Source organism: Vibrio sp. 10N.261.45.E2 (genome assembly GCF_002875705.1).
Classification (GTDB): Bacteria; Pseudomonadota; Gammaproteobacteria; order Enterobacterales; family Vibrionaceae; genus Vibrio.
In genome coordinates, this window is sequence record NZ_MCZZ01000141.1 from 23368 (window position 1) to 37030 (window position 13663).

The 13663-nt window shown below is 42.0% G+C and carries 7 protein-coding genes; 5 read left to right on the plus strand and 2 right to left on the minus strand.

From position 1 onward, the window contains the following. Together BCT34_RS16920 and BCT34_RS16925 are read left to right on the plus strand one after the other, a co-directional pair. Nucleotides 1–990, plus strand: a complete 990-nt coding sequence (locus BCT34_RS16920) for an ABC transporter ATP-binding protein (RefSeq protein ID WP_017071889.1) — start codon at nt 1–3, stop codon at nt 988–990. Nucleotides 991–1064: 74 nt separating this feature from the next. Next, nucleotides 1065–4508 (plus strand): hypothetical protein, encoded by a 3444-nt coding sequence (locus BCT34_RS16925; RefSeq protein WP_076651708.1) that lies wholly within the window; start codon nt 1065–1067, stop codon nt 4506–4508. A 90-nt stretch (nt 4509–4598) separates the two neighbouring features. Here the strand turns inward: BCT34_RS16925 and BCT34_RS16930 are convergent, their stop codons facing one another. Next, a complete protein-coding gene (locus BCT34_RS16930; protein ID WP_019821076.1) occupies nt 4599–5594 on the minus strand; it encodes a LacI family DNA-binding transcriptional regulator in 996 nt (331 codons plus the stop codon). A gap of 546 nt (nt 5595–6140) precedes the next feature. Here BCT34_RS16930 and BCT34_RS16935 point away from each other — a divergent pair. Further along, a complete protein-coding gene (locus BCT34_RS16935) occupies nt 6141–7739 on the plus strand; it encodes a glycoside hydrolase family 16 protein (RefSeq protein WP_076651709.1) in 1599 nt (532 codons plus the stop codon). A gap of 455 nt (nt 7740–8194) precedes the next feature. Then, nucleotides 8195–9526 carry a carbohydrate porin gene (locus BCT34_RS16940; protein WP_076651710.1) on the plus strand — a complete coding sequence of 444 codons (1332 nt, stop codon included), beginning with the start codon at nt 8195–8197 and terminating at the stop codon, nt 9524–9526. Nucleotides 9527–9799: 273 nt separating this feature from the next. Here the strand turns inward: BCT34_RS16940 and BCT34_RS16945 are convergent, their stop codons facing one another. Further along, the gene (locus BCT34_RS16945; RefSeq protein ID WP_076651711.1) at nt 9800–10678 is read right to left on the minus strand and encodes a helix-turn-helix domain-containing protein; all 879 of its coding nucleotides are present in this window, start codon (nt 10676–10678) and stop codon (nt 9800–9802) included. Nucleotides 10679–10820: 142 nt separating this feature from the next. Between BCT34_RS16945 and BCT34_RS16950 the strand changes: the two genes are divergently transcribed. Further along, complete coding sequence (locus tag BCT34_RS16950) at nt 10821–13634, plus strand: glycoside hydrolase family 3 protein (protein ID WP_076651712.1); 2814 nt, start codon at nt 10821–10823, stop codon at nt 13632–13634. Nucleotides 13635–13663: the final 29 nt, after the last annotated feature.

The window sequence follows — 13663 nt, forward strand, 5'->3', positions numbered from 1 at the left end:
ATGAATACTTTAAAGAACGTTGATAAAAGCGAAGTTATCTTATCAGTTAAGAATTTGGTAAAAGATTTCCCACTTGGCCAGTCAGTCAAAAGCAATATGATGCGAGCCGTAAATGATGTTTCATTTGATCTTCGTAAAGGAGAAGCATTAGCGATTGTTGGCGAATCTGGCTCAGGGAAAAGCACAGGAGCTCGAATTCTTACCCGAATTTACGATAAGACGGCTGGAGATATTGAATTCAAAGGTGAGCCTCTGTCTGACTATATTGAAAAATATGGTGAGCTTGAATATGCACGCCAAGTACAAATGATTTTTCAAGACCCGTTTGGCTCGCTGAATCCTGTACACACGATTTACCACCATATTGCGCGACCTTTACTTATCCATAAACGAGCAGAAAAAGAAGCGATTCCGAACCTTGTTTATGAATTGCTTGAAATGGTTGGGCTTACACCAGTTAAAGAGACCGCAGAGAAGTATCCGCATGAGCTAAGTGGTGGACAACGACAGCGTGTCGCAATTGCACGTGCAATTGCTGTTAGCCCGGAAGTTATCCTAGCTGATGAACCCATCTCTATGCTTGATGTGTCTGTGCGATTAGGAATCCTAAACCTAATGGCTGACTTGAAAGATAAGCATGGTATTTCGTTCATGTACATCACTCATGACATTGCGACAGCGCGTTATTTTGCTGAGAAAACGGCGGTGATGTATGTAGGACATATGGTCGAATGGGGCAATAGCGACAACGTCACTCAGAACCCACAACATCCGTATTCTCAGTTGTTGTTGTCAGCAGTGCCAGAAGTCGGTAAATCGGGCAAGCGTGACATGAACGTGAAAAAAGGCGATATCCCTTCTTGGAAGCCAAGTAGCGTAGGTTGCCCGTTCGCAAGCCGTTGTATGAAAGCCGATAAACTTTGCACGCAATCAATACCAGAACCGACTCAAATTGCAGAAGAGCATTTTGCTCGTTGTCATCATTTGTAAACTTTAAATCCTTTTTGAAACGCAAAAGAAAGCGCTTTCAAAATTTAAGTGTAAGAATTTTTTGGAATTTTGATATGAAACAAGACTACAACTCAACACCAGAGGTCGATGGCAAGTTCGTTGATTTAGATGGTGAGCGTTACTACCAAATCTCTAATGTTGACCAAATGACGCCATTCTTTATTAGCGTTGTATCGTCGAGCGATCATTGGTTATTTATTTCATCAACAGGCAGCCTTTCAGCTGGACGCATTCGTCCGGAAAATGCGCTTTTTCCTTACAAGTCTGTTGACCATATTCATGAAAATGCGGAAAACACCGGCTCAAAATCCATCTTCCGTATTGAACATGGCGACAAGGTTGTACTTTGGGAACCGTTTAATACATTCCATGATGGTATTTTTGATGTTGAACGCAATCTTTATAAAAATACGATTGGAGACAAAATCGTATTTGAAGAGATAAACCATACTTTGCAACTACAGTTCCAATACAGCTGGAATACGAGTGAAAAATACGGCTTTATTCGTCGTTCAAAACTGACCAACTTAGCGAGCTTCGAGCGTAAAGTCGAAGCACTAGATGGCTTACAAAATATACTTCCTTCAGGCGCTCCGTTATCAGCTCTTCAAACAAGAAGTGCATTAGTTGATGCGTACAAGTGGAATGAACAAGTTGATGGTAGTTCATTAGCTCTGTTCAGCATGTACGCGAAATTGAGCGATAGAGCTGACCCTGCTGAATCTTTGCTAGCGACGACAGTCTTCAGCTTAGAAACGGAAAGCAGCCAAATTTTATTGACGAGTGCTCAAGTTAATGCGTTCAGAAAAGGTCAAGCGATCACAAGTGAAGCTTTAACGAAAGGGGTTAGAGGGAGCTATTTAGTTCATAAGTCTCTGACGCTGCGAGCACATCAAACCAAAGTTTGGTCGATTGTCGCTGATATAGACAAGACTCATTCCGATATCTGTCAGCTTCAATCTGAGCTCTCTGTTCCTGCTAACCTAGCACTAGCTTTAGAAAAGAGCGTTGCAGATAATCAAGATGAATTGATCACATTAATGTCTGGCGCGGATGCGTGGCAAATAACAGCTGAAGAAAATACCAGCGTTCACCATTATGCCAATGTGTTGTTCAATAACATGCGTGGTGGCGTGTTTGAAAACGGCTATATGTTAGAAAAGGCTGACGTAGTTAAAACTATGGAAAAGGCCAACTCTCAGGTAGCTGGCCGCCATCAAGAGTTTTTTGATCAGTTAGGGGATGTTTTCAGCCATTCTGAATTAGTTTCGCGCGCTAAAGCGACAGGGGATTCTCAATTAGTTCGATTGAGCTACGAGTATCTACCGCTTACTTTTGGACGTCGTCATGGTGACCCTAGTCGCCCTTGGAACCACTATGAGATTAAGCTCAAAGATGAAAATGGCGAACGCTTACTTTCTTATCAAGGCAACTGGCGTGATATTTTCCAAAACTGGGAAGCGATGGCTCTTAGTTATCCAGGGTTCATCAAATCATTCATCTCTAAGTTTGTTAATGCTTCAACGGTGGATGGTTACAATCCGTATCGAATTACTAAAGATGGTGTAGATTGGGAGCTGTTAGAGGCGGATGATCCTTGGAGTAACATTGGTTACTGGGGCGATCATCAAATCATTTATCTATTAAAATTCCTTGAGTTGGCAGACAAATTTGAGCAAAGCGATCTTATCGAATTACTAGAGAGTGACATTTTTAGTTATGCCAACGTGCCTTACGAGCTTTGTGGAGTTCAAGGCCTCTTTGATAACCCTAAAGATACCGTAGAGTTCAACCAAGACTTGCAGGAATTGACAGAGCAACGTGTAAAGAGCTTAGGCAGTGACGGGCGCTTGTTGATGACGGGTGATCAAGAAGTTTATATGGTCAACTTAATGGAGAAGATACTCGTCCCTTTATTGGCGAAATTGAGTAACTTAGTGCTTGATGGTGGTATTTGGCTCAATACACAACGTCCAGAATGGAATGATGCAAACAACGCTATCGTTGGCAACGGCCTCTCAATGGTAACCTTGTACTACATGCGTCGCTATGTTGCCTTTATGCAGCGCCTGTTAGAGAAGTCACCATCTTCATACAGTATTTCCAAAGAAGTGTTTGAGTGGATGTCTTCTGTTACACAGATTGTTTCAGAGGCAAATACAGAGATTCGTCAAGATACGGTCACTCGTCAAACTCGCAAAGCAATGCTGACTAAGCTGGCTAAATCTGCTGCTAACTATCGTGAGCGCGTGTACCGAATAAATGGATTCTCAGGGAAAACGAAAGTTGAGAAAGAAGCGATTGTTCAATTGATGGGCGCGAGCTTAAAAGTCCTAGATTCTACAATTACAAACAACTTGCGTGAAGACGGTTTATACAATGCGTATAACATCTTGAGTTGTTCTGGTGAGAGCTTAATGGTTGAAGAGCTTTACCCGATGCTAGAAGGGCAAGTTGCAGTATTAAGTTCGGGTCTTTTATCACCTAAACAAGCGGTTGAGTTGTTGGATAAATTGTTTGCCAGTGACATGTATCGTGCTGATCAAAACAGCTTCATGCTTTACCCTGACCGTGAGCTGGCTTCTTTTATGGACAAAAACTGTTTAGACGCTAAAGACATTGATCAGAGCAAATTGTTAAGCATGATGGTTGTTGCCAAAGATAACCGATTAGTAAACCAAGACAGCAAAGGTTCTTACCACTTCAATTCAAGTTTTGAAAACAAAGGTTTCCTTCAGGCTGTGATTGATGAAATTAAAGCCGATTACCCGTCAATTAGTGATGATGAATTTTGTCATGTATCTAGTTTGTATGAGCGTGTATTCAACCATAAAGCCTTTACTGGACGTTCGGGAACCATGTTTGGTTATGAAGGTTTAGGTTGTATCTATTGGCATATGGTTTCTAAGTTGCTGCTAGCTGTGCAAGAAAACTATCAGCATGCTTGGAGTATGGACTCTAATAGCCAGGAAACTCTTAAATTAGCGGAATACTATTACAAAGTGAGAGCTGGTATTGGTTTCAACAAAACGCCGGAAAACTACGGTGCGTTTCCGACGGATCCGTATTCTCATACGCCAAAGCACTCTGGAGCACAGCAGCCAGGTATGACAGGGCAAGTTAAGGAAGAAGTGATTACTCGTTTTGGCGAGCTCGGTCTAGAGGTCGTTGATGGCACAATTGTAATTAACCCATCACTTCTTAGTCCTAAAGAGTTTTTGCAAAAAGCGGCGACTTTTGACTGCCAAAATATTGAAGGACAAATGCAGAGCTTTATTGTTCAGGCTGGGCAACTGGCTTTTACTTACTGTCAGGTACCATTTATTTACCAACTCAATGATGAGCCAACACAGGGTATTGAAGTTCAGTTTAAAGACGGAACAAGTGAGGTATTTGCATCGTTAACGCTAAATAATGAAATGGCTTCACAGCTCTTTTCTCGTAGTGGTCTCATTGAGAAAGTCGTCGTCGTGTTGTCAACGCACCAGTTACTCTAATTCTAATTTAAAGTGAAATAAAAAGGCTCTAAGTGAATACTTAGAGCCTTTCTTTTAAGTGTAAAAAATGGGGTGCTTGATATACAAAAATCAAAGCTTAGCCACGGACTCTCTTACAATCAATGTCGGTGTTAGTTTGTGCTTCAATGGGTAGTCGCGTTTATTAATTAACGATAAAACACCTTTTGCAGCTTCTTCTCCCATCTCATGAACTGGAAAGTCGACCGTCGATAAGCGAGGACGAATATGCTGGCTATGAGTATCGTTATCGAAGCCTACGACTGAAAGGTCTCGCCCAATAATGAGGTTTCGCTCTGCTGCTACGTCATATACAGCAAGCGCGATGTTGTCATTTTGACAGAAAATCGCGGTGATCTCAGGGTCTCGGTCTAACAAGCGTCGCGCAGCTTCGTGGTTGCCTTGATGATCAAAGCGCCCCTCTACAAACAGCCCTGCGTCGTATTCGATACCGAACTCTAACAAGGCATTTCGATACCCTTGAAAGCGATCTCTACTATCAACTTTACTCAACTGGCCTGTGATACAAGCGACTTTTTTATGCCCGTTCTCAAGTAAGTGCTTCGTGGCAAGGTAGCCACCAAGCTCATTATCAATGTAAATACAGCGATCAGAAATCTCAGGAATAAAACGGTTGAGAACAATCATTGTTTCACTGTCTTTCGCTATTTTGATCAGTTCGTCATCACTGAGCTTGTCTGAGTGAACAATGAGGCCATCCACAAGTTTAGATTGCAAAAACTGGATAGAATCGAGCTCTTTGGTTCGTGATTCCTGGCCACTTGTAACGATTAAGTGAATGTTATTTTGGCGAACGGTATCTTCAGCTGTATGCATTAATGGTCCATAGAAAGGCCCATCAAGCGAACCAACTAGCATGCCAATGCTATTTGAACGACTGGAGGCTAGAGCTTGTGCAAACGCATTAGGCTTGTAGCCCAGTTGCTCAATAGCTTTAAATACTTTTTCGCGATTGGCTTCCTTTACCGTAGGGTGACCATTTAATGCTCGTGAGACGGTTGATTGAGAAACTTGAGCAAGTTCAGATACTTCTTTAATGGTGATCAATGGTAGTGGCCTTATCTCTACAAGGAGTGAACTAAGCTATATTACCTTCGTGATCAATAAGAGCCTAGTAATCCAATGATTAATATTTAAAAACTCTGAACTGCTTAACGCTAAATTTGAAGGTTAAGCATGCAAAGTAAGGTAACGAATATTTCCATATACTCGACTAAATATCAAGCAAGCGCTTTCTTTGTGTTGTGGTTAAAGTGAATCTGTTTTTCTGAATTTCGTTGTAAGCTATAAAAAATAGAAGCCCGAGAATAAAGGGGGCTAGGGTTTTATACAGATAATCAGGTCATAAAAACTCTTGGGAATCTACACAAACCACAACGAATTTTAGCAAAATGTGAAACTCAACAAGAAAGCGCTTTCTTAAGGTGAGCATTGTCTCTTTTTTGAACTATGCACTTTTATATACTCATTTTGAAACGGTCGTGCATGGGATATTGGGTCCATGCTCGCGGAGTTATTCATTTATCGACTTTCTGTTATGGGCTCCGATATTACGTGTCGCCTGCTTAGAAAGTCGTGATACAAGGAGTTGTAATGCAAGATCTAACCAATCAGGTAAAGATATTAACGTCTTTTATTTCTGCCGCTTTGATGTCTGGTTGCACGACGATAGAGCTGCCGGTATCCGAAAGTGCTGACTTAGCTCAAACTGAAAAACCGATCGTGCTATCCCATGATCCAGTTACGTTAAGTCCAGACTGGCAATTGGTGTGGGAAGACCAGTTTGAAGGCGAGCAAATAAATAAACGTAATTGGTCATTAGAAGTGAACTGTTGGGGAGGAGGGAACAATGAACAACAGTGCTACACGGATGATCCTAATAACGCATTTGTTAAAGATGGCTTTTTACACATTGTCGCGCTGAAGCAAAGTCATACTGGGCCTGACAATGCCGAAGGTACGATTGGCGGAGCAACTAAAACACTTCCTTATACTTCTGCGAGGCTAAGTACAAAAGACAAGCGTGACACTAAATATGGCCGTTATGAAATCAGAGCAAAGTTACCTGGTGGACAAGGTTCATGGCCCGCAATTTGGATGCTGCCAACCGACAATAAATACGGCACATGGGCAGCTTCTGGCGAAATCGATATTATGGAAGCGGTTAACCTAAACACACATTCAGATGTGGCGGGAGCGAAAAATGATGATCTAGAGAGCCGAGTCTACGGGACGTTACATTACGGACGAAATTGGCCAGACAATGTTTATAAAGGGCAGGCCGCGATATTGCCAAATGGTGTGAACCCTACTGATGGCTTCCATACATACGCGATTGAGTGGGAAGAAGGTGAAATTCGTTGGTATGTAGACAATATTCATTACGCGACTCAAACTCAAGAGGGCTGGTACAGCCAATATGAAGCGGAAGAAGGGAAACTCATTAATGCGAGTGGAGCAGCTCCGTTTGATGAAAAGTTTCATTTGTTATTGAACTTGGCTGTCGGTGGGGCGTGGTCAGCGAACGCAAATGATAAAGGCATCGACGAAGGTTTGTTTCCGAAAACAATGCTAGTTGATTCAGTAAAGGTATACCGTTGTAAGGTTGATCGTTGGAAAGGAAAAGGGTGTGCAAGTCGCTCTGAACATGCAATACAAGTGATAGGGCACGAAGCTCCGGAGATCTTAGCAACCGATGATAGTTATGCTGATGGACCAACATTGGAGATTTTTACCGAAACTCTTAACGCAAGCTTGGCTTATGCAAGTTATGACCCATTGGATATTGTTGACTATCAAGAAGTGACCGAACCAGATCGTGGAACAGTGCTACAAGTGAATAAGAAAGAAGGTTCAGGAAATATCTATTTTCGTTCTCCTGTAACAGATGTGACACATTGGCAAGAAACGGGTGAACTGGTCTTTGATTTGAAAGTTGAGAGTATGGCCGACGGGGTTGAACTATTGGTTAAGATGGACAGTGGCTGGCCGAAAACAAGTGACTATACCGTGCCGCTATCAGCAATGAATGAATGGAAGACGGTACGTATTCCAATCGCAGACATTTTAAAGAGAGAAAACCGTTTTGCTGGTGGGAATCAAGCTGATCCAACAATGATCACTAACCTTTTAGTGTTTGAGCCTCAAGGAGAAATGAGTTTTAAACTAGACAATATTCGATTTGAAAAGTAAGCCTGTTAACAAAAGAGCTTGAATAAAAGTCTGAATATAAAGGGAACATACAATGTATGTTCCCTTTTTATTTCGACGATTATTTGAGGAAGACAACCGATGGTGTATTTCGAAACTGGTTCTGAGTGATTGAACGGAGCAATTCGTCTTTAATATGTGAACAGTGACATTTTACTTGGTTCCATGATTGTTCAAATAAAATACTTAACATCTCTATTTTTGTGACTCACGCATAAGAAAGCGCTTTCTTTGGTGGGGTTGATCACGGTTTATATTCACGAGATCGATTTATACTCTTTCCATACCAACTGAGCGGTTAAAGCCAATAAGGTTAAGAGTTCATAGTGAATGTGGGCTTAGATTTGATCTTCTTTAAATCTGTTCGATTGGTTTTTTTAAGAAAAATAAAGAAAGCGCTTTCTTTGTGAAAGTATAATTTGGAACATGGAGTTATTATGAAACTTTCTAAGCTTACCCTTGCTTGTTTAGTCGCTACAGCTGGCTTGTCTACTGCACCTGCTGTACATGCCGAAAAATCGGATGGATTTGAATTTCACGGTTATTTCCGTGCTGGTGTTCTATTCAGTGAAAATGATGATTTTAAACGAGCAAAGTTCCCAGCATCTAAAGAGCGTTTAGGTCGATTGGGTGTTGAGTCGGATAGCCACTTTGAAGTTGCACTGCAGAAAAATTTTGAGAATGACGGTGGTCAGAAAATTCGAATCAAAACACGAGCAGCAGCCAACAATGCGGAATATGCAACCAACCAACTTGGTGCCAATGCCGATGCAACCAACAGCGAAATTGGTATGGCAGAAACTTTTGTCGAGTTTGAAGGTGTATCTGAAACCGGTGTTGTATGGGGTGGTAAGCGCTTTTATGGTAAAGATAATTACATCTTTATGACCGACTTTTTCTACACGGATATGTCAGGTACTGGTGTTGGTATTGAAGGTGTTGAGCTAGGTGGTAATAAGTGGGACTTTGCTTATATTGCAAGCGATGACTCTGGCGATACAAGTTTCTGGGGTGACAGCAACAACATCATGCATGCACTTCATGCTGGCGTGAACTTTGGCAGTGTTGAGCTTCACGCTATGGCTAAGTATATGCCAGACAATATGGTCGATTTAGGTTTTGGTAATGGCCCAGAAGCATTCGCTGAGAATGGCTATGAAATGACGGCAATTGTTCACACTGAGTCTGTCTTTGGGTTGTCAGATAAAGGCTTTACAAAATACATCGCGCAGGCTGGTAAAGGCTTAGGTTCGGGTAACCTTTTAGGCGGTACTCTTACGACTTACAACACGTATAAGCCTGGTAGCGACTATCAAAGTTGGTTAACGACAGGCACGGGCTGTGGTACGTCTTGTTTGAAGGCTGTTGATGAAAACGATGTATCACTACGTGCTTTAGCATGGGGTGGGTACTTTTTTGAAAATGGTGTGAATATTTTCCACTCTCTTCAAACCCAGTACAACGATTTTGACAATGGCGACACAGACGGCTGGGTATCAGCAATGGTGCGACCAACGTTCCCAATTTCAGAAAACTTCTTTATCGCTACCGAAGCTGGTTACATGTACAACTACGAAGACCGTAATGGTGAGTCAAAGAATTCTTATGATTACAAACTAACAGTAGCACCGACTCTCGTTGTGCACTCTGGCTTCGGTCCATCTCCAGAAATTCGCTTCATGGCATCTTACCTTGATGGTGAAATGCAAGACGGCACGGGTAAAGAGGGTGACTTTGTTGTAGGTATTCAAGCTTACATGTGGTGGTAGAATTTTTTACCTTCGGGTCTTAAGTGATATCGAGCATACCGGGGGAGTGGTATGACGGCCTTGTCTTTAGGGCGGGCAAGGCTCTCGATATCCCTATTTATTGCAATAGTTGAGCTCTTTCCTAGCAGCGTATAGGGGTTCATTTATATTGCTATGAGTCTTCCATATTTGAGTTTCATTTCAAATGTATTCTTGCCAAAGATACTCATCGACCGCTTCGAAAGAAGCGGTTTTTTTATGTGTGATATATCTAATCTTTCAAGGCTTAAGGGGTTATGAGTTATGGGAAGCATGTTGCTTTCTAAATTCGCGAGGGCTGCATCCATTTTGGGCCTTAAAACATTTAGAGAAATAGTTGCTGTCAGAAAAGCCGCAAGACTCAGCAATATGTTGGATGCTTTTGTTGTCGTTTAATAATAAGGTTGCCGAGTGTCGAATTTGAAGGTCTTTGACGTATTGGTTTGGAGATGTATTTAAAAACTGCCTGAATAACCTTTCTAGTTGCCGCTTGCTGATATACGCCGCTTGCGCAATGGTTTCTGTATCTAATCCTACTTCTTTGTAATGACGGTCAATATGTGCGAGAGCACGGCTCAATGCCAGGGTTGTTTTTGGTAAGCTATGGGTCTGCTCTTGATATCGCCGAGCAAGTTCTATCGCAAGTTGCTGCATTGTGCTCGTCAATATGATTTCAAACCCCTGTTCTGCGTTGTCGTATTCCGATTTGATTTGTTGTAGAAGTCCATTGATTCGTTTCAACTGAGAAAGTGATAACGTAAGCTTTGCTTGATATTCAGATGCTTGTCGAGCAATTGGTTCTACCTTGAAAAGCGCTTGATAACCTGGCATTTGACGCATTGAAGGGACCTCAAAAAAAGGCAATGCCGTATCAAACATCAAGTTTACAATCTTCAGTTTATTTACTTCACAAAATCCATGTTCAATATCCCCATTAATAACAAATACATCCCCTGTACTTAAAGGGTAAGTGTGGCTAGCTACCGTATGCTTTCCACTACCACTCACAACTAAGAAAAGTTCAGAAAAGTCATGGCTATGTACGTCAAAGTCGAAATCGTGATGACCATCGACATAAGCAAATTTTATCTGAGGATATCTCTGATGACTTTGGAGTCTAAACTTGGTTTTCATGTCGCTATTTTACCTATTTCTGTCGCTTATTTGGTAGTTACACGCCGTAGTTAAGATTACTATTTTTTGAACAAAGACAATATTAACTTTTAGAGCGAGAGGTCAAATTTTTGCTCTAAGTAAAAAAATAGTAGGACTTAAAATGAATACTGTGGAAATTCTCGAAGCACAGAAGCAGCTTGCACCCATAAGTCGACAAGCGGCTACTGAGGGCATTGTGCTACTAAAAAATAGTGATTCAATATTGCCATTGCAGGCTAGTGATACGGTGTCTCTTTTTGGTCGTTGTCAGATTGATACCTACCGAAGTGGCACAGGATCTGGTGGAGCGGTGAATGTCCCTTATTCCGTTAATGCATTACAGGGCTTGTATGAGAATCCAAACATCAATCTTAATCTCAGTTTGGTGGAGGTATACCAACGTTGGGTCAAGGACAACCCTTTCAATGACGGCGGTGGTGGTTGGGCAGCTGAACCTTGGTTTCAAGATGAAATGCCTCTTTCAACTTCTGTTGTGATGGATGCCGCCGCTAAATCTAACAAAGCCATTATTTTTATCGGTCGAACAGCGGGTGAGGATCAAGATAATGCACAGCAGCAAGGCAGTTACAATTTAACCGCGCTCGAAATGCAAATGTTGGAGAAAGTGACGGAACATTTTGATGATGTCATTGTGATACTGAACGTGACCAACATTATTGATATGTCATGGGTAAGCTCACTCAAAGATGCAAGGTCGATCAAGGCAATTTTGTATAGCTGGGCTGCAGGCATGGAAGGTGGGCATGCACTTGCGGATGTTTTATCAGGTGATGTTAGCCCGAGTGGACGTTTGACCGACACTATTGCGCACTCTTTATCTGATTACCCTTCCAGCGCTAGCTTCGGAAATAAAGAGCGTAATCTGTACCAAGAAGATATCTATGTCGGGTATCGGTATTTTGAAACTTTCAATCTTAAAGCTGTTCAATTTGAGTTTGGTTTTGGGCTGTCCTACACCCGCTTTTCCAATCAATTAAATGCGCTAACGATTCTTGGTTCTGACTCTGAACAAGAGTTGGTATTTGATATTGAAGTTAAAAACATAGGTGAGAAATACAGTGGCAAGGATGTTGTTCAATTATATGTTGAAGCGCCTCAAGGTCATCTTGGTAAGCCAACACGAGCACTGATCGGGTTTGTGAAAACACCGACCTTGGACCCGAAAGAAACGGTGTGTTTGACAATTTCATGTCCTCTATCTTCCTTCGCATCATTTGATGACTGCGGTAAAACGGGACACCCAAATAGTTACGTACTTGAAGCTGGAGAATATCACTTTTATCTAGGAGGAAGTGTTCGCCAAGCAAAGCTTGTTAGTGAGAGCGTTAAAATAGAAGAGCTGTTGGTTGTTGAGCAATTAACGGAAGCACTTGCTCCTGTCACCGGATTTAAGAGATTGCTCCCCAAAGGCAACGTGGAAAATGGTGTTTACAGTTACGATTACGAATCTGTGCCGCTACGAACTATAGATTTGAGTAAACGTATTCTGAGTGAGCTTCCAAGTTCTATTCCTCTTAGTGAAGATACGGGCATTCGTTTACTGGATGTTAAGCAGGGGCGAGCGGACATTGACGAATTCATCTCGCAAATGACCGTAAAGCAGTTAGCGACAATTGTTCGTGGTGAAGGTATGTGCAGTCCTAAGGTGACGCCTGGTACTGCTGCTGCTTTTGGTGGTATTTCGCCGAGCTTGTTTGATTTAGGCATCCCTGTCGTTGCAGCTGCAGATGGTCCGTCTGGTATCCGAATGGACAGCGGACATAAAGCATCTCAAGTCCCAATTGGTACATTATTAGGCTGTACATGGAACCCGGAGCTGAATGAGAAACTATTTCATTTAGTGGGGAATGAGATGCAAGCCAATCATATTGATACGTTGCTTGGTCCTGGGATTAACATCCACCGCCATCCTTTGAATGGTCGAAATTTTGAGTATTTCTCAGAAGACCCATTTCTCTCAGGGGTAATAGCTGCATCTCAAACTCTTGGCCTTAAAGCCGCAGGAGTGTCTGGCACAATCAAGCATTTGGTGGCGAATGATCAAGAAACGTCACGGTTTGATGTTGATAGTGTTGTATCACAGAGAGCGCTTCGTGAGATTCATCTGAAGCCTTTTGAAATGGCGGTAAAACAAGGAGGAGCTTCGAGTGTTATGACCTCCTACAATCCTATTAATGGTCACTGGGCTGCATCCAATTACGACCTCAATACTACGATTCTTCGTGGGGAGTGGGGTTATAAAGGGATAGTGATGACGGATTGGTGGGCAAAAATGAATGACCCAATCAAAGGTGGTTCTGAAAGTCGAAGTTACACATCCTTTATGCTTCGCTCTCAAAATGATCTGTATATGGTTGTTGATCATGATGGTGCGGAAAATAACGTGTCGAATGACGATACGTTACAGGCGCTTGAAAACGGAACGTTGAGCTTAGGGGAGTTGCAACGCAGCGCGATGAATATTTGTCGTTTTATTATGGACTCTCCAGCAATGGGGCGCCAATTAGTCGCTTTTGATCCAGTTAAGAGCTTTGAGGCGACTCAAAATCTTGATAAACAACATAGTAAAACTGATGGAGACTTTTGCTCTCTGACGGCAGAGCAACGTGCAATAGTATTACCACTTAATATCAGAGAAAACCGTAGCATTGTTTTGGAAGTTAAACAGGCTGGTGTATATCGATGTGCAGGTATTGTTAACTACGATAGCGGCACTTTGGCTCAATCTGCGTGTAGTTTAAGTCTCAATAACGTGTACGCGATGTCTCTATCAGTGAATGGTACTAATGGCGAGACAGTTTCAGTTGAGGGGCTTTCCGTTAAGCTTGATAAAGGCTTTTATTCTTTGGATATTGAATTCATCAAATTAGGCTTAGAATTAGAACAATTAGAATTCTTGTTTATGCCTGAATAGGGCTGAGGGATAACAGTCGTTTATTTAAC